The 19,225-nt window shown below is 55.1% G+C and carries 12 protein-coding genes; 4 read left to right on the top strand and 8 right to left on the bottom strand.

Features of this window, described 5'->3' with window-relative positions:
* Nucleotides 1-646: 646 nt before the first annotated feature.
* Nucleotides 647-3,169: a vWA domain-containing protein gene (locus Mal52_RS18835; protein WP_145377930.1), complete on the top strand. Its 2,523-nt coding sequence runs from the start codon at nt 647-649 to the stop codon at nt 3,167-3,169.
* 74 nt (nt 3,170-3,243) lie between these two features.
* Nucleotides 3,244-4,644, top strand: a complete 1,401-nt coding sequence (locus Mal52_RS30660) for a YfaP family protein (RefSeq protein ID WP_145377928.1) — start codon at nt 3,244-3,246, stop codon at nt 4,642-4,644.
* Nucleotides 4,645-4,683: 39 nt separating this feature from the next.
* On the opposite strand, the gene tsaD is transcribed toward Mal52_RS30660, so the two are convergent.
* From tsaD to Mal52_RS18790, 8 genes are all read right to left on the bottom strand, one after another.
* Nucleotides 4,684-5,751, bottom strand: a complete 1,068-nt coding sequence (gene tsaD / locus Mal52_RS18825; protein ID WP_231962389.1) for a tRNA (adenosine(37)-N6)-threonylcarbamoyltransferase complex transferase subunit TsaD — start codon at nt 5,749-5,751, stop codon at nt 4,684-4,686.
* A 112-nt stretch (nt 5,752-5,863) separates the two neighbouring features.
* Nucleotides 5,864-7,348, bottom strand: a complete 1,485-nt coding sequence (locus tag Mal52_RS18820; RefSeq protein WP_145377926.1) for a S41 family peptidase — start codon at nt 7,346-7,348, stop codon at nt 5,864-5,866.
* Nucleotides 7,349-7,664: 316 nt separating this feature from the next.
* Complete coding sequence (gene dxs, locus Mal52_RS18815; protein WP_145377924.1) at nt 7,665-9,590, bottom strand: 1-deoxy-D-xylulose-5-phosphate synthase; 1,926 nt, start codon at nt 9,588-9,590, stop codon at nt 7,665-7,667.
* 111 nt (nt 9,591-9,701) lie between these two features.
* Nucleotides 9,702-10,598: a polyprenyl synthetase family protein gene (locus Mal52_RS18810; protein WP_145377922.1), complete on the bottom strand. Its 897-nt coding sequence runs from the start codon at nt 10,596-10,598 to the stop codon at nt 9,702-9,704.
* A 357-nt stretch (nt 10,599-10,955) separates the two neighbouring features.
* Entirely contained in the window at nt 10,956-12,146 is a 1,191-nt protein-coding gene (locus tag Mal52_RS18805; protein ID WP_145377920.1) for a M20/M25/M40 family metallo-hydrolase, read from the bottom strand.
* 210 nt (nt 12,147-12,356) lie between these two features.
* Entirely contained in the window at nt 12,357-12,800 is a 444-nt protein-coding gene (locus Mal52_RS18800; RefSeq protein WP_145377918.1) for a hypothetical protein, read from the bottom strand.
* A 286-nt stretch (nt 12,801-13,086) separates the two neighbouring features.
* Nucleotides 13,087-14,061: a porphobilinogen synthase gene (gene hemB, locus Mal52_RS18795; RefSeq protein WP_145380708.1), complete on the bottom strand. Its 975-nt coding sequence runs from the start codon at nt 14,059-14,061 to the stop codon at nt 13,087-13,089.
* A gap of 100 nt (nt 14,062-14,161) precedes the next feature.
* Complete coding sequence (locus tag Mal52_RS18790) at nt 14,162-14,503, bottom strand: DUF6959 family protein (protein WP_145377917.1); 342 nt, start codon at nt 14,501-14,503, stop codon at nt 14,162-14,164.
* A gap of 175 nt (nt 14,504-14,678) precedes the next feature.
* Here Mal52_RS18790 and Mal52_RS18785 point away from each other — a divergent pair, with 175 nt between their 5' ends.
* Both Mal52_RS18785 and Mal52_RS18780 read left to right on the top strand, forming a co-directional pair.
* Nucleotides 14,679-17,132, top strand: a complete 2,454-nt coding sequence (locus tag Mal52_RS18785; protein WP_145377915.1) for a DUF1549 domain-containing protein — start codon at nt 14,679-14,681, stop codon at nt 17,130-17,132.
* Nucleotides 17,133-17,425: 293 nt separating this feature from the next.
* Nucleotides 17,426-19,105, top strand: a complete 1,680-nt coding sequence (locus tag Mal52_RS18780) for a PPC domain-containing protein (protein ID WP_145377913.1) — start codon at nt 17,426-17,428, stop codon at nt 19,103-19,105.
* The last annotated feature ends 120 nt before the right edge of the window (nt 19,106-19,225 follow it).

The following is a 19,225-nucleotide window of genomic DNA, read 5'->3' as shown; positions in this document are numbered from 1 at the left end:
GTAAACTCTCCCGTTTGTCCGCCAAGTACGGATGGACCGTCCTAGCGGGGCGACGGAGGTTGGGAACGCTGGTTTTCATCTCAAGAGGAGAGTTTTGCGATAACCAAAGGCCTGCTTGCACCGATGTTTAATTACGAGGGATCGCATTGCCAGCGTGCCGAAGTGTACGCGCTGATGGGATGGCGTGCACACCGGGACATCGAATTTGGGCCGTCCGGCTCGTTGAATTTCCACTTTTTCACACTTTTCCGACAATGGCAGTAAATCTCTTCGTGGGTGTTGCGTTGTTAATACTGACGCGATGACCAGCAGTGCGGTGAGCGAAAATCTCAGCGAGATTGTGACACGACACAGAGAGCAGAAGCTTGTAACAATCGGGAATTCTGTTAAACTGGGGAATTTCTATGGTTTTTTTCTTGGGCAAGACGGGTTGCCCGTTATAGAATAGGTAATCTCCTTTCGGGTGAGTCGTTCATCGTGGGTGAATCGATTCGATGTCTCCGGAAGAGGGATTTGACGTCGGAAATGTGAGCGGAGTTATCCGCTGTCAGCTTCAGCGTCGCACGTCATTTGATGAAATCAATTTACAGGAATCACGCCTCGCGGCAGTTCCAGGTATCAGTGTCAGAGTTCTCGGAGTCGCAAAATGATCTCCACGTTGAGAAGTAGCGTTCGGTTCGCGCCGGCGTTCGCATTGGTCTGCGTTTGCAGTTATTCCCTTTCGCAAGCAACAGCAGCAGACAATCTGCGGGCCGACCACCAGGCCAGCATGACGGCCTATACGGCTCCAGATGGAGAATCGTATTTCGCTCTCGGATTGCAGGTCGACCCCCAGCAGACGCCGGCTCAGCCGCGCGACCACGTCATCCTGTTTGATACCTCAGCCAGTCAAAACGGCGCTTATCGCGATCGCGGATTGGCGGTGCTGTCTGCCATGCTGCAAGCGATGTCGGACGAAGATCGCGTCTGCCTGTTTGCGGTCGATGTCAAAACCAAACGCTACACCAAAGAATTCATTCCCGCTACGGGAGCGAAAATGGACAGCGCTGTGAATCGCTTGTCCATGCGGACTCCGCTGGGAGCCACCGACATGAGGTTGGCCGTGCGGACCGCGATGGAAGCCGTCAGCGGCGACCGTCCCGCCTCGATCACTTACATCGGTGACGGACTCAGTATTGCCGACTTGATCGGCACCGAAGTCATGCGAAGCATGCTTGGTGATATGCGTGAACAACGTATCGCCATGCATAGCTTCGCAATCGGACCGCAAACCGACCTGCGTTTGTTGGGTGTCATCGCCCAGCACACAGGCGGTGTCGTGGTGATTGATGATGCCAAGAAAGTCGAGTCCAAACTTTACCCGCAACAAGTCGGCGAATCATTGATTGCCGCCGCGAATGCTCCGATTTACTATCCCACGAGCTACAGCATGACCCCGGTCGGTGCTCGCGTCTATCCGGCCGTTTTGCCGCCGCTGCGTAGCGATCGCGAAACGATTTTGATCGGCAAAGGGGACATCGCTCAAACACCGGAAATCATGGTCACCATCGGCGATCGTCAAGAGCGTTGGACTGTCGGCAACATCGACCAGCAACCGGGCAACACGTTTCTGGCAGCATTGTGGTCGCAGGCAAATCGCGATGACGGCCTGTCGGTTCCGTTGGCAGGCAATAACTTGCTGAATGTCAGCCGCGAAGCTCATGAGAACCACATCGCCAATTTGGTCGACCTCGGTGAACATGCCGTCGCGACCGGACAAATGAAACAAGCAGATCTCTTCGCTGGTGAAATCAAACGCTTAGATCCCGCGAATGTGAAAGCACAAGTCATCTTTTCCACGGTAACGAATGCTCAAAAAGGGCATCGTGTGCTGAAGGTGGCACAACAAAACGATGCAGCTCCGCCGCTTCCGGCTGCAGGCGAACAAGACCAAGGCGAGGTCGACCTGCTGGATCGCCAAGAGAAATTGCGGGAGGTTCGCACAGAGCGACTCAAAAGCCAGGTCAATGCCGACTTGGAACATGCCCAAAATGCCCGAATGACTGATCCCGGTGCGGCAATTTCGTTACTCAAAGGCACATTGCGATCGGTCAGCGCTGCCACTGATGTGGACATCAATGCTCGCGAATCACTGCGGGCCCGATTGCGGACAGCGATTCAACAGCTCTCCACACTGAAAGATCAGCGGGAATTGGCACAACGTCAAGACCTACAGCGTCAATCGCAAATCGAAGCCCAACGGCGACTGCTGGATCAGCTTGCCGAAGACGAAGACACCTTGAAGCAGTTGATCGACCAAGTCAGTGTGTTGATCTACGAAGGCTATCGTGGCGACCGCGACGCCTTTGAAAAAGCCGAAGCTGTCGCGCGGGCTGCCTGGGAATTGCAACCCTACACCGGTGTGACCGCGCAAGCTGTATTCGTTGCTGAAGCTGCCGGACAACTCGACAAAGCACTGCGATTGCAGTACCTGCGATACGACCGCTTCTTGGAAACGCTGTATCAGGTGGAACTGTCGCACGTTCCGTTCCCGGATGAGCCGCCGATCGTTTATCCGCCGGCCGAAGTTTGGGAAGCTCTGACTATCAACCGTAAGAAATGGGCGTCGGTCGACTTGAAGAAATTCAGCCCGATCGAAGATCGCATCTACGAAGCCTTGGATGAGAACACCGAAGTCGACTTCCAAGACCAGCCGTTGACGGATGTGGTTTTGTACCTGAAAGACTTGCACAATATTCAGATCGTGGTCGATGACGTGGCCCTCAACGATGAAGGCATCTCTCCCGATTCGCCCATCAACCTGACACTCGCCGGGATCTCACTTCGAAACGCGTTGAAGTTGATGCTGGAACCGTTGCAGCTGACGTACGTCGTCCAAGACGAAGTCATGAAGATCACCACAAAACGGGTTGCTGAGGAAATCCTGCAGATCCGCGTCTATCCTGTCGGCGACTTGGTGATTCCGATTCAAACCCCGCAAGGCGGTGGTGGTGGCTTTGGTGGTGGCGGTGGACAATTTGGCGGCGGTGGTGGTGGATTCGGTGGCGGTGGTGGCGGATTCGGTGGCGGTGGTGGTGGCTTTGGTGGTGGACAGTTCAATGTCCCCGCGGAAGACGTACCGGCCGAATTTGACAACAAAGCTGTTGATGCCCAGAAAAAAAAACCGTAAAGGGCCGTCAGAAAGGCAAAGACGCCGTTAAGGGCTCCAAAGCCTCTACGGATAGTTCCGCCAAACAACCTAGCTTGTCAAAAAAGAAGCGGAGTCGGGATGCAGATCCCGGCTCCGCTTCGGCATTAACCGACCCCAGTTCGGCTCCACATCCCGCAGATTTCAAGCCGATTCCCTTCCCGGCGATTCCCGTGCAGGGCAATGCGGTTGAGGTTTGGGACAAGTTTTTTGCCACGCATACACCGCAGCCGATCGAGTTTCACGCACCCTTCAAAGCGATTTTTGAATTGAAGGACCATGAGGGAGCGATCGCATTTTTAGAGGCCGCCATTCGGCACGGACAGGGCCGCACGTGGATGTATGAAGTGCTCCCCTTGGAGATGCAATTGGCGGAACGTTCGACCGACGACATCGAACGCGCCATGCTGTCCCGGTCCGATTTTCGTACCGTCGACCAATCCAGCATGATGCTGTCCGCCGCGTACCTTGTGCGGTTTCAACAATTGCCCCGTGCGTTGCATTTGTACCGGCAAGCATCCTCACTGAATCCCGCGCGTCCTGAACCATACGCCTTGGGGTTGCGATTGGCAAAAAAACTTAAAGATAACGATGCTGTGCAATGGGCCGCGTTGGGTATCTTGTCGCACGTTTGGACCACCGATCACCAGTTGCTGCATCGCCAAGCAGAAAACGCGCTGCTCGATTTGGAACAAGAGCTCAGTCGAGTCGGAAAGACCGCCGAGGCGAAAGCCGTTGCTGAGAAAATGGCCGCAGCTAAAACCCACGATATGCAGATCATTCTCCGTTGGCAGGGAGAAGCGGACTTGGATCTGATTATTGAGGAACCCAATGGCACGCTCTGCTCGTTGCAACACCCACAGTCTCCGGCAGGCGGCGTCCTGCTGCACGACGGCATGGGACCGCGACAAACGGAGACCTACGAAGAGATTGTCTATCCACAAGCGCTCACCGGCACCTATCGCATCAAGATCCAACATGTCTGGGGCCGGGTCGTGGCCAAACGCGCCTTGCTCACAGTGACGCAGTATAAGGGGACCGACTCGGAAACAACCAAGACACAGGTGATTGCTCTGACCGATGAGGAGACGGTCGTACGCGTGCAACTCAAACAGGGACGTCGTACACAACCAGTAACCATCTCTGCGGTGCCTCACATGGCCCGCCCGCCGGTTCCGGTCCGCAATCGCAGCCGCATTGTGCAAGCGTCGGCGCAAGGTCGACAAGCCCGCGACGACTTTCTAAGAACGCGCCGCTTAGCAAAACCCGGCGGAAACCGCCGCGCGGGCGTTGGGTATCAACCGGTGATCTCTGTCATTCCCGAAGGCTCTTCGCTGTCAGCGTCGGCCGTCATTTCTGCGGACCGCCGCTATGTTCGCATGCGACTCACGCCCACATTTTCACAGGTCACCGATGTGTTCACCTTTAGTTTCCTCAACACCGGCAGCGGCAATTGAGGCACCCGAATCGCAGCGAACGACAAAAATGCGTTCCAGCTATTTCTTACGCACCAGACCGGGTTGTACACCCACATCCAAGGCGACCGTTTCGCCGCGGGCAAGCAATTCCCACGCAATCGCCGCCATCGCCGCATTGTCGGTACACAATTCCATGGGCGGAATAATCAATTCCGCGCCGCATTGTGACGTTACGTCAGTCAGTTTTTCCCGCAGTCGGCCGTTGGCTGCGACGCCGCCTCCCACGCAGAGTGTGCGATAGCCCAGTTGCTGCAAGGCTTGCCCGCATTTTGCCGCGAGCACATCAACGACCGCCTCTTGAAAACTTGCAGCGATATCGGCGATTTGCTGCCGGGATAGCGATGCGGGATCAACGGTTTTTGCCTGTTGCCCTGCAGCGCGATACAACACAGCTGTCTTCAACCCACTGAAACTGAATTCCAGTCGATCTTGTTTGATAAAAGAACGCGGGAAATCATAGGCCGCTGGATTGCCGTTGCGTGCGGCCCGCTCAATCGAGGGGCCCCCGGGATACTCCAGCCCCAGCATGGCCGCCACCTTGTCAAAGGCTTCGCCGGCGGCGTCGTCGATCGTGGAGCCTAACAACTCCATTTCCAATGGCGCTTGGCAGTCATACAAATTCGTATGCCCGCCGCTGACGACCAATCCCACGGCGGGAAACACATCACGGCCAGCGGCCAGACGGCAGGCAAAAATGTGCGCCTGGAGATGGTCGACGGCCACCAACGGAAGATCGAAGACCGCAGCCAATGTTTTAGCCGCGGTCAATCCAATCAAAAGTGAGCCAACGAGGCCGGGGTGCGTCACTGCGGCGATTGCCGACAGGTCCTGTAGCGTGGCATTGGCTTGCCGTAAGGACTCGTCGATCACTGGCAGAATGTTTTCGACATGCGCCCGCGAAGCGATTTCCGGAACCACCCCGCCAAAGCGTTGGTGCAGATCCGTTTGGGAGGCAACGACATTGGCCAGGATGTTCAGGTCGCTATCGATGACCGAAGCCGCCGTCTCGTCGCACGAAGACTCGATGGCTAAAATCAATCGCCGATCACCGGCACCAGATTCATCGGATGGCAAATTATCGGTCACTGCACTTAAGTATCCGCGCTAAAAAAACGACCGGGAGAACCTGATGGGGCCTCCGCGGTCGTGTGTTGCTGGAGAAACATGCTGGGAAAGTCGCCGGTGAAGATTTCCCCGGTTATTCCGGTTTGGATTCCGGTTCTGGTTTGGATTCCGGTTCCGGCTTAGGATCCTCTTTCGTCTCGGGCACTTTCGCATCGTCCTGTTTGGCGACTTCGTCGTTGTCACCCTCTTCTTTAGCAGGCGTCGTCGGATTCGGTGGTTCGACACCGTCGATCTTGGCTGCTAAGTAGGCGACTGCTGCTTCGAGTTGCCGGTCAGCGAATGTTTCTTTCGGCTCTTCATCTTTGTCTTCGCCGTCGCTGGGTTTGAAAAGTTCCCGTTCAGCGAGATGGCTATGTAAATTGCCGATTTCCCGGTCTCCCAGGCGGATCTTATAGTTCTCGTCCGGCATCACGCCCCATTCATCTTCCTCCTTGGCACCAGGGAAGCGATGGATGTTTTTTCCGCTGGGACGATGGTAACTGGCCGTCGTCAGTTTCAACGCACTATCGTCATAGTCAAGATTGATGACGTTTTGCACGCTCCCTTTGCCCCAAGTCCGCTCGCCGATGATCAACGCGCGTTTGTGGTCTTGAAGACAGGCGGAGACAATTTCGCTCGCCGAGGCGCTGTAACGATTCACCAAGATCACCATGGGGAAATCGCTGTACGTCCCCTGCTTTTTCGCCGAGAAGACCTGCTCCTGCGTGTTACGGCCTTTGGTGCTAACGATTTTTCCCTCTTCGACGAACATGTCGGAAATTTCCGTCGCCACGGAAAGCAACCCGCCGGGATTGAAACGCAGATCCAAGATCAAGCCTTTGATGCCCTCTTCAGACAATGTTTCCATCGTCTCTTTGAGTTCTTCGTAGGAATTACGGCTAAAGGTCGTCAGGTGCAGATAAGCGATCTTGTGTTTTTCATCGACAAAATAGCTCCAGCTACCGTCCTCTTTGTAGCTCAGGCCTCGCACGGTGGCGACGCGGATGATGTCGCGGACGATGGTCACTTCCACCGGTTCGGTTTCGCCGCGATGCAGAACTTTGATTTTGACCGGTTCGCCCGGTTGGCCGCGGAGAAGTTTGACGGCGTCCTCGATGTCAAAGTTTTCAGTCGATTCCGATTCGATGTCCGTAATGACGTCTCCCGGTCTGACACCCGCTTTTTGCGCCGGAGCGCCGGGCAACGGGGCGGCAACAGTCAAACGGTGCGTTGTTGGGTCGAGCGTGACCTGAATCCCGATTCCGCCGAATTGCTGTTCGACCGAATCGCTAAACGCCCGCAGGTTTTCCGGGCTGATATAATTCGAATAGGGGTCGAGCTTGCGGAGCATGCCCTGAATGGCCGCTTCCATCAACTCACGGCGGTCGACCTCCTTGACGTAATTTCGATCGATCTGTTCAAAACTGTCGACAAACAATTTGAACATCTCATAGTCTTTGTCTTTGATCTCTTTGGCTGTTTCCGCCTCTTTCGCGGGTTCGTCTGCAGAGACCGGGCCACCAAGTGCCATGGTGCTCAAAACCAATACCCAAGCGACAATTAATGACTGACAACGCATTCACCGGACCTCCGAATCGGATGGCAAGAGCACTCCCCACGCCCAGTGGCCTGGGAGTTGTAATCATCGAAAATGGACGCCACACAATTGTGCAAGCGGCACACCTCGACATCACTACGATTGTAGGCAATCGCGGAAGATCAGGCAAGATTTGACGATCTGTGTTCTGAAACAGATCAATCAGCCGCTTGGGACAGCCGAGAATTGTCGTCTCGAAGCAACTGTCGGGCGCTCTGTGACCGGTTGATCAACCGATGAGATTGAACCGGTCACATGCAAAAGGGCACTGCACAAGAAATTCGGCGGGAAACAGCAATCAAGCGGGGTGCTCTAGTCTGTTTCCCCAGTCCTTGGTGGCACCGGCGCGTTCGACTTGCTGGAGGGCGGCTTGGAAGATTCCCTCGGCGTCCAACCCCAAATCGGCCAACAACTCGCCTCGGTCACCATGCTCGACAAATTGATCGGAAATTCCCAGGCGATGAATATGATCGGTGCGGCGTCCCTCGGCATTGGCCGCTTCTAGCACAGCCGATCCAAACCCGCCCGCAAGGACGCCTTCTTCGACAGTCAGCACAAAGCCCGTCTCGTCGATGGCGCGGAGGATTGTTGCAGTATCAAGTGGTTTCACAAATCGTGCATTCACCACGCCGATTTCGAGTCCTTCTTTACGCAGTCGCGCCGCTGCTTGAATCGATGCAGCCAAAGTTGCTCCGAAGGCGACAATCGTGCCGTCCTCTCCCCATTCCAAAATCTCGGAGTGTCCGATTTCAATGGGAGCAAGCGGACGTTCCACAAGATCCGCGCCGGTTTTTGGATAGCGAATCGAAACAGGACCGTCGAAATCCAATGCAAAGTCGAGCATGGCGGAGACATCCTTCTCATCGCCGGGCGCCATCACGACCATATTGGGGAACAGACGCATATATCCTACGTCAAACACCCCGTGGTGTGTGGGACCATCGGGCCCGCAGAGTCCGGCGCGGTCAAGACAAAATGTGACCGGCAGATTTTGCAGGGCGACTTCCTGGAAAATCTGATCGAAACTGCGCTGCAGAAATGTGCTGTAGATGTCAACAACCGGCCGTGCTCCAGCTTTGGCCATCCCGGCAGCGAAGGCCACCGCATGCCCTTCGCAAATGCCAGTGTCAAAAAATCGGTCGGGAAATTCGGAGCGGACCTTCCCCAATTTGTTTCCTTCGCACATCGCGGCCGTCAACACCGAGACACGTTTGTCACGACGCATGGCAGCATGAATGGCTTCGCTAGCCACATTGGTATAGGCGCGGCTGCTGCTCTTTTTGACCGAGACCACGCTATCGTGGCCGTTGCGTTCAAAGGGGGGCGGAGTGTGAAACATCACGGGATCTTCGGCAGCCGGTTTGAACCCGTGCCCTTTCTCCGTGAAGATATGCAACAGCACGGGACCTTTGAGGTGTTTGACCATCTCCAGGTATTCCCGCAAGGTGGCCAAATCGTGCCCGTCAATCGGACCGATGTACCGGAAACCCATTTCCTCAAACAGCATGCCGCCATGCAGCGACGCCTTGATCGCGTCCCTGGTTTGCACCAATGCTTTTTCCACCGAACCACCAACCAAGGGGATTTGGTTCAGAATCCAGGAAACATCTTTTTTAAATTCACCATACAACGGCGTGGTGCGGGCTTTGTCCAGTGTTTTGCCCAATCCTCCCACGCGGGGGCAGATGCCCATTTCGTTGTCGTTGAGGATCACCAACATATCTTTTTTGAGTTCGGCGGCATTGTTCATTGCCTCGAACACGATCCCCGAGGGGAGCGCCCCGTCGCCGATCACCGCGACCGCTTTGCGCTCGTCATGCCCCAACAAATCATCGCCGGTTTTCAGGCCCAATACGGTGGAAACGCTGCTCCCGGCATGCCCGGTCATGAACAGGTCGTAGGGGCTTTCGTGGGGATTGGGAAATCCCATCAATCCCCCCTTGCGGCGCATGGTGGGGAATTCATGATAACGGCCGGTGATCAATTTGTGTGGATACACCTGATGGCCGGTATCCCAGATCAGCCGGTCTTGTGAAAAGTCGTAGACCAAGTGCAGGGCGATGCACAGTTCTACGACACCCAAATTGCTGGCAAAGTGAGCGGTCCGATCAGATACGACCGTACACAATGCTTCCCGAATCTCAGCCGCCAATTGTGTCAATTGGTCGTCGCTGAATTTGGCCAAATCCTTCGGCGAATCGATCGTAGAAAGCAATTCATTCATCAAGTGTATCGTCCGTCTGGGGTTTCCAGTTTATCAGTGAAAAATCCGATACGAGCATCGAGCCCGGTTTATCGTTCTTCGGATCCGACCCATCTAGGTAAAGGCATCGCTTTAATGATCTCTTTCTAAAACAAAACGGGCCAATGCTTCCAATCGCTGGCCACGATCACCAAACATTTCCACATTGCGGCATGCCTGGTTGATGAGGCTGCGAGCCCGGTTTTGGCTTTCCTCGACACCCAAGAGTGCCGGGTAGGTTAATTTTCCTTGTGCAACATCTTTGCCCGTACTTTTGCCTAAGGTCTTTGCGTCTCCGGCAATGTCCAACAGGTCGTCGGTGATTTGAAACGCCAAGCCAAGGCATTGTCCGTAGGTTGTCAGAGCCTGGAATGCGTCATCGTTTGCCTGGGCAATGCGTCCCCCCAGCGTGAGTGCGCTGGTGAGCAAGCGGCCGGTCTTGCGGCGGTGGATCTGTTCCAATTGTTCCAGGGTCGGTGATTCCAGGGTTTCCGCTTCCAAGTCAGCAATTTGGCCTCCCACCATGCCAGCACGTCCGGCGGCAGAGGCCAGATCGGCACAACAGGCGGCTGCGACGCGCGGCGGTTGAATGTCGCTGGCCAGCACTTCAAATGCCAATGTCAATAATGCGTCGCCGGCCAAAATCGCGGTGGCTTCTCCATGGACCACGTGATTGGTCGGTCGACCGCGCCGTAGATCGTCATCATCCATTGCGGGTAAGTCATCATGAATCAGCGAATAGGTGTGCACCATTTCGATCGCGCAGGCTGCCGGCATGGCCACAGCCGAATCGCCTCCACACGCTTCGCAGGCTAACAATACCAAAATCGGACGTAGTCGTTTTCCCCCAGCCATCAGACTGTAGGACATGGCCTGCGCCAATTGCTCAGGACAGTCGGGCGCACTCTCAACGTACTGCTCGAGAGCAGTTTCGACGTCGGATCGAAGTGCGTTCCAAGACTCGTGGAGTAATACTGCCGATTTGGCCATAGGGGCGTTCACGTTCCCGTGTAGGACACTCGGAATCCTTTCCGGACTCCAACGATGGGCGCTTTCATTCTTAAATCGTGCCGCAATCATGGCTGAGATAACCATCTGAGATTGTACAGTTTAGGGTGTCCAACGCAAACTGAGTCGACGGGAAACTTCGGGTAACCACTCAGAACAATGTCCGATTACGGGATTCGCACAAACTACACACCCGGATTTCGCACGGAGAGTTAACCGTACTTTGTGATACAAAGTAAGCGTCCGCCGATTTCTACGCAAGAGGGATCTACTGAAAACTGGGGATTTCGGTCGCTAAACGACGCGATTCGTCCCTACAGTCAGTCCATCATCGCCCTGTCAGGCTTGAGCTTCGGTTGCTACCGCCAGTGCCACTTTACAGGCATCCAAGAATGCAGCGACGTCTAAAGTTTCGTTGACTGTGTGAGGGTTCATCTGTCCACAGCCGAAGGTGACGGTCGGCAATCCCCGCGCGGTTAGCCAATTGGCGTCTAATCCGCCGTTGGCAATCCGGGGCTGACCTTGCAGTCCAACCGACTCCAGAGCCGTGTAGGCGGCTTGGACCACGGGGGTCTCTTCGTCGAGTCGGAATGATTCATACTTGAGGTCCGACTGGAATTCGATGCGGCCAGTTTTGCCGGCATCGTTCTTGGTGGACCGGCAGGCGCGGCGAAATGCCTGTTCGATCTCTTTGACAATTCGGGAGCGAAATTTCGGGTTGTGACTTCGGGCTTCGGCGCGAATTGATAATGTGGGCATCACCACATTTGTCGCTGCGCCCCCCTCGATCACACCGATGTTGCTGGTCCCGGCCTGCTTGCCCTTTTGCACGAGGCCCAACCATCCTCCGGCTTCAAGATCGGCGATTGCTTTGGCGGCAATGACCGCCGCACTGACCCCTTGTTCGGGATGAACGCCGGCATGGCTGGCGATCCCCTCTATCTGGATTTCGATCAGATAATCACCGGTCGCCCCAATACAGACCATCTCCGCCGCGTAGCCATCCCAGTTGAAGCAGAGTTTGGGATTCCCCAATTTGGACAGGCTTGCGTTGCGGGCGCCCCACAAGCCGATTTCTTCTTGAACAGGCCACAGGAGGGTCAACGGGGGGTGTGGTAATTTTTGTTTGATCAATTCGATGGCTGTGTTCAACACAACCGTGGCGCCGGCACGGTCATCAGCCCCCAGTGCCGTACTCGCATCGCGGGAGGTCACGAAATTCCCTTTGCGCACCGGCCGCGCGCCGACGCAGAGCGGAACCGTATCGATATGCGCCATCAGCAGCCGTCGTGGACCACGGATGGTTCCCGGGAGTTTGACAATCAGGTTTCCGCGCTCTCCGCCGATCGGGCTTTTTTTGTGCGTATTGTCGGCGGTAATCGCGCTCGCAGGGACGCCGGCTGAGCGTAGTTGATCGATGATAAAATCGGCGGCCAGCGATTCTTCACCGCTCTTTCCGGGAATGGCCATCAACTGCATGACTAGATCGATGGCATTTTTCTTGTCAATTTTTATCGAAGGGGACGACATAGCTGGAGCATCCATTGCAGGTTTCAATTGGTTGGGTGGAGTCATAAAAAAAACGGCGGGTCGAGTCCCACCGTTTTTCACGTGAATCAACGGGTCACGGCCCGTTTGTGTCCACAACTGGGGTTGAATGTAGCTGAGATTGATCCATTGCGCGGCACCCGCAATCAATCATATTTCCTCAGGACAAGACATCAACCAGAGTTGGACAAACTATTTCGTCAACTTATACAGCTTGGCGTCCCCATCGTAGACGACGTCCTTGGCTTCTTTCATTTTCGCCAATGTTTGATAGATCATGGGACGAAAATTTTTGCTCGTGGTCTTGTAGCCGGTGGCTAACACGGCGCTTTCGATTTCAGCGGTCGGAAGCCCTTTTTTGTGCTTAGCGAGCACGGCGGCGACGACGGAGGTCAATGAGACCGAGTTGCGTGCGCGGCGGCGTTTGCGTTTTGGCTTGGCCACGACTTTCGATTTGGAAACGCGACCAGGCCCTGCACCCGATCCATTGACGCTGTGGATTTCACGATCCAACTGGGCGATCTGATCTTGCAGATTCCGCCGCTTCTCGATCAGAGTTTCCAACTGCGTCATCCGCTGTTGTAGTAGGTTTTCTAAATCAGTAACCGACAAGTTCTTCTTTTTCTTAGCCATCATTCGCTTTCTTATTGTTTGTGTGCCAGCTTAAATCCATACCTAGAGGGCAAAATAACCTTGATTCCTGCGGGAGTGTAGTGACTGGTCGCGGGTATTCACTAGTGAGCGAATGAGCACTAATCGTGAATTTCCCGGCGTGTATACTAGGTATTCCCACTTGAAGAGCGAGTTGTGTATCCTCCGTGATGCAATTGGACCTGGTCCGTACATAGAAATGATACGGAGCGTTCACCGGTTATTACATAGGATAATCTACTATGTCCTTGCCAGACCTGGATGGGGATAGCTATCCAGGATTGGTCAGCCAGCGGCAAGCGTCTTTGGCGTGGTAAGTCAGGATCATGTCGGCACCAGCGCGCTTGATCGAAGTCAGGACCTCCAGCGCGACACGCTGCTCATCAATCCAACCATTGGCCGCTGCCGCTTTGAGCATCGCAAACTCGCCGCTGACGTTGTACGCCGCTAGTGGAACGCTGGGGTGCGCTTGTTTCACACTTTGGATCACATCCAGGTAACTAAGCGCCGGTTTGACCATTAACATGTCCGCACCCTCTTGGACATCCAATAATACTTCACGCAGTGCCTCGGCGCCATTCGCCGGGTCCATTTGATAGGTACGCCGGTCGCCAAACGTCGGAGCACTTTCGGCCGCTTCGCGAAACGGACCATAGAACCCCGACGAATACTTGGCTGCATAGCTGAGAATCGGCAGGTGTGTAAAACCGGCTTCATCCAGTCCTTGCCGCAGTGCGACGATCATCCCGTCCATCATGCCGCTGGGAGCGATGACATCGGCACCGGCCCGCGCGTGGCTGACCGCTTGTTTGACTAAGATTTCCAAAGTCGCATCGTTGTCGACATCCGTCTGGCCGGTTTTCTCATTAATGATGCCGCAATGGCCGTGATCGGTGAATTCGCAGAAACAGACATCAGTCATGACCAACAATTTTAACCCGGCGGATTTAATCGCCCGCACCGCCTGTTGCACGATGCCGACATCATCGAAGGCGTCGCTACCGACCGCATCTTTGTGTGCGGGAATTCCAAACAGAATGATCGCCGGAATCCCCAATGCCTCGATTTCAGCAACTTCGTCAGCCAAAAGGTCCGTGGTCAGTTGTGCATGCCCCGGCATGGATGAGATATCCACACGCTGATTTTCGCCGTGCCGCACGAACAGCGGGAGAATAAAATCATCCGGACGCAGGTGCGTCTCGCGGACGAGATCCCTCAATTTAGGATGAGTACGCAACCGCCGCATGCGGACGCCGGGAAACCCTGAGGAAGACGATGAAGACACGTTCGGGCCTGTTTTCTAAGGAAATTGAGTGACATGGGAGAACGAAGAATCATATCAGACGTTAAGTAGCCACGGTCTCTTCGTCATCTAAAGGGAAAAAGTTAACGAGTTGCGACGGGGTGATTTTTGGGGAATGGGGGAAATCAATCTCGTGGTTTTGGAGGACTTCTTGGTAGTGAAGAATCCGATCAACCAACAAATTGTTGAGTTCCTCCACATGCCCGAGAAAAGTATCCCCAGTCGCACGGTTTTCTGCGGCCGCCATGGCAATTTGATTTGCCAAATACGCTAGAATGGCAAGCGAATCGCCTTGAATGACTGCACCCGGAAATTTGCGTCCAGGAGGCTTAACAATGGCGTAATTCGAATCTCTGCAGTAGACCTCAAGTGGTTCGATTTGCATGAGATGCATGCCTTTCTTAATCCTAGTCGGTTTTGGGGCCAATTTGCCACGTTGCGGCAGTTTCTCTTCCTTTTGCCTCCCCAGTGCTGTTAAAATGGATCCCACGCTTGAAGGACATCATAGCGACCCTCCCTCCTGATTTCCCACCCCACAGCCAACCATTGGTGATCCCACCATGCAACGATTTTGCTACCTATTCACCGGACTGATCCTTTTCACAGCCACGGTTCCGTTGACCGCAACGGCCAGTGATGAACCGTCTGGTTTGTCAATCGCACCCAGTGAGGTCGTCCTTCGTGGGCGGGGTGTTCGCCAACAGTTGATTGTGGCTGGCGAGACCGGCGGCAAGCAACAGGACCTCACCCGTGACGTCGAGTTTCTTTCGCTGACGCCCGAAATCGTGGAGGTCAACGAGGCGGGGATCGTCACCGGCTTAAAGGATGGCACTGGCAAAGTCGTCGCCCAAAGAGACGGACACAAAGTGGAAGTCGCGGTGCAGGTTGTGAACGCCGACGCGCAACCGACCCCAACCTTAGAACTCGACATCATCCCGATTTTCACCCGCGCCGGATGCAATGCGGGGGCCTGTCATGGCAAAGCACGCGGTCAAAACGGATTTCAGCTCTCCTTGCTGGGATTCGATGCCGATTTTGATTCCGACGCTTTAAAAGCCGAGGCACGCGGCCGACGATTGTTCTTGGCCGCTCCCGAATCTAGCTTGCTGTTGCGCAAGGCTGCGGCGATTGAGCCGCATGGCGGCGGCAAACGGTTGGATCCCGACGGGGATGATTTTGCCATGTTCGCTCGTTGGGTCGCGGCTGGATTGCCACGTTCGACAGCCGATGATCCTGTATTGAAAAAAGTGACTGTCAGCCCAACAGAACGCAAGATGCTGCCTGAGGAGGAGCAACAGTTAATTGTCACCGCACATTATTCCGATGGTTCGACCCGTGACGTCACGCGCTTGGCTCAATTTCAATCCAACGAGGGGGCTGTGGTCGGCGTCGATGAACAAGGCCTTGTCAAAGCAGGGCCGATTCCCGGCGAAGCGGCCATCATGGCACGGTATATGGGCGAGATTGCCATTGCCGACATCATGATTCCGCTCGAGGGCGATGTGCCGCCGGAATTTTATGCACAGCTGCCTCGCAACAATTACATCGACCAGCACGTTTGGAATAAATTGCAGCGGTTGGGGATCACCCCGTCGCCGCCGGCTGAGGACGCCAAGTTTTTGCGGCGGGCCTATCTGGACATCATCGGGTGTGTGCCGACACCGGAAGAAATTCGCAACTTTCTAAATGACTCGTCACCCGACAAACGGGTCGCAGTCGTAGACCGGTTGTTGGCGCGACCCGAATATGCCAACCATTGGGCCAACAAATGGGCCGACTTGCTGCGGCCTAATCCTTATCGTGTCGGTATCAAAGCCGTGATGAATTACGATGCGTGGATTCGCGATGCGTTTATTAAAAACAAACCGTATGATGAATTCGTGCGGGATCTGCTCACCGCGCGGGGTGGCACATTTCGCAACGGAGCGGTCACAATGTTTCGCGACCGCCGTTCTCCCGATGAATTGACCACAATTGTCAGCCAGTTGTTTTTGGGGGTCCGGCTGGAATGTGCCAAATGCCATCACCATCCCTTCGAAATCTGGGGGCAGGACGATTTCTACAGTTTCGCCGCCTACTTCGCCAAGGTGGGACACAAAGGGACAGGCTTGTCACCGCCGATTTCCGGCAGTGAAGAGATGATCTATGCGAAAGAGAGCGGGGCAGTGAAGCATCCACTCACGGGAGCGGTGATGCCGCCGCGTCCGCTGTTTGGCGAAGCCCCAGAGATCGACCCCGACGGCGACCCCCGCGAGGCATTGGCCAGTTGGATCACTTCGGATGAAAATCATTTCTTCGCCGAAGTCATGGCGAATCGGATTTGGGCCGACATGATGGGCCGTGGTATCGTCGAACCGGTCGACGATCTACGGGGCACGAATCCTCCCACAAATGCGGCGCTGCTGGCCGCATTGGCCGAGGACTTTCGCGAACACGATTACGACATCAAACATTTGATCCGCAGCATCGCGACGTCGCATGTGTACGGTTTGAGTTCATTGCCCGGCGAACGCAACGTGGCCGATACGCGGAACTATTCGCGGTATTACCGCAAACGGTTGCGGGCGGAGGTACTGTTGGATGCGGTGTGTGATATCACCGATGTTCCCGAGACTTTCTCAGCGATGCCTACCGGTTCGCGCGCCAATCAGATTTGGTCGCATCGTGTCGGTTCGCTGTTTTTGGATGCCTTTGGCCGTCCCGATCCCAACCAGGATCCCCCTTGTGAACGGACACCCGACACGACCGTGGTGCAGACCTTGCATCTGATGAATGCACCCCGTTTGCACGAGAAAGTCACCAGTGATGACGGCCGGGTGGCCAAGTTGGCGGCTTCGGAAAAATCGCCGCAAGAGATTGTGACGGACCTTTACTTGTTGATCTACGGTCGTAATCCGAGCGAAGAAGAATTGCAGTTCGGTGGCAAGTTGATCAGCGAAAACGATCGTCGCAAAGCGGTCGAGGACTTGGCATGGGCGTTGCTCAACACGCCCGAATTTCTGTTTAAGGATTGATGACTGCGTTGGTCGCGGCGACGACTGGTTCTCGTCATTCGTCAGCGTCGAATTTTACGTAAAGATTAGAGACGATGGGTGGTCGGGGACGGACGTAGTCCGCACCCAGTGCATGAGACGCGGGGATGCCAAATCACCTGGGGGCGAGTTTGCACTCGTCCCCAGCCACCCTGGATCTGAAGTTTACCGTGAGACTGAGACCACTCAAATCGATGCCTCATTTATGCGGCAGCGTTGGGGCGTCAAAATTACTTGTATGTGGGTATAAACGCGACCCGCCCCGACTCTCGAAAATGAATATTGCTCTATTGAAAGACAGCGGTATGCGACTTTGTTTTTGGCGACAATCGTTCATCCTGGTCCTGTTTTTGACCGGATTTGCCTCTGCGGATTTGTTCGCAGCGAAGCCGGAGTTGAGCTATTTGCACCCCGCCGGTGCGCAGCGGGGAACGACGGTTTCGGTCGAAGCCGCTGGGAAAAACGCGACTTGGCCGCCGCAAGTGTTAACCGATCGCGCGGGGATCACCGTCGAACCTGAAAAGGACAAAGGCAAACTCAAAATCACCGTCGATTCAGACGCCGTTCCGGGCGTCTATTGGGTTCGCTTGCATAACGACGAAGGCGCCTCGCCGTTGCGACCGTTTGTCGTCGGTACGCTGTCTGAAATGAATGAGAAAGAACCGAACAACGACTACCGCAAACCGCAACTGCTGGAAACCACGACTGTCATTGTCAATGGACGGATCAACGGGAGAAGCGACGTCGACACCTTCGCCGTAAAACTCGCCGCTGGGCAGACGCTGGTTGCTTCGATGGCGGCCAATGAAGTGCTTGGTTCCCCGATGGATGCAATCCTAGAAGTGACCTCGCCCAATGGTTTTCGTCTGGCGTTCAATCACGATACGTATAACCTCGACCCGCAGGTCGTGTTCACGGCAGAGGAGGCGGGAACGTATCTGGTGCGTACGTTTGCATTTCCTTCGAAACCGAATCAGTCGATCAGTTTTTCCGCTTCGGCCAGTTATGTCTATCGATTGACGCTCACGACGGCGGCGTTTGTGGATCATGCATTTCCGTTGGCTGCCTCACAAAATCATCCCACCGAGATCGAATTGCGGGGCTGGAACATTCCGCAGCCGGTTCGATTTTACACCGTGCCATTATCCAGTAACCATGAGGATGTTGCTCCGCTCTTTCATCCGGAATTGGGGAATACCACGTTGATCAAAACCGTTCCGCATGCCGTAACGGTCGAGTCAGCCGTAAACGATGCTGGGCATCCCCAACCCATTCAGCTTCCCATGACAATTTCCGGATCCATCTCCGAAGAACGGGACGAGGATTGGTATCAGTTCACCGCCAAGAAAGGTCAAAAGGTCGAATTCCGTGCCGAATCGTGGGCATTGGGATTTCCCTTGGATCCGTTGATTCGCCTCACCGACGCCAACGGCAAACGACTGGCGCAGGTGGATGACATTAATCGCAGCCAGCGCGATGCGGTCTTGTCTCATACGATCCCCGCCGATGGCGACTATCGCTTGATGATTCGCGACCTGAATCGTGATGGTGGATTTCGCTACGTCTATCGTCTCAGTGGAACCCTTCCACAGGCCGACTTCAATCTGAAGCTCGCGGCCGATGCCTTTACGCTCACGCCGGGAACAGCATTAGAAATTCCCGTGACTGTGGGGCGATTGCATGGCTACGGGGGCGAAATCAGCATCACCGCTGTTGATCTTCCCGAGGGCGTGACAGCGACGACTGTCGTCTCAAAGAAAAAAGGGGATACGGCCAAGTCGGTCAAGCTGCAACTGACTTCGGCAACCGGACCGGTCAGCGGCCCGATTCGTATTGTGGGGACGGTGGCCGGGGAAACACCGCTCAGCCGCACCGCCGAAGCAACCATCACCGGTTTTACGGCGACGACCGCAGCACCTTGGCTGACGGTGTTGAAACCGGCCGAAGCGAAGTAGTCGAGCCGTCCAACTACGCCCCCGTTTCATTTGCGAGATTCCGCGATCGTCCTGCGCGCCACGGTGGAAAGATCGACACGATATCCGTAATAGTATAGCTGGTTGTACATCGCAGCAGCC

Origin of the sequence: Symmachiella dynata, assembly GCF_007747995.1 — a bacterium.
GTDB classification, from domain to species: domain Bacteria; phylum Planctomycetota; class Planctomycetia; order Planctomycetales; family Planctomycetaceae; genus Symmachiella; species Symmachiella dynata.
This window is presented reverse-complemented; position numbering and strand designations above follow the sequence as displayed.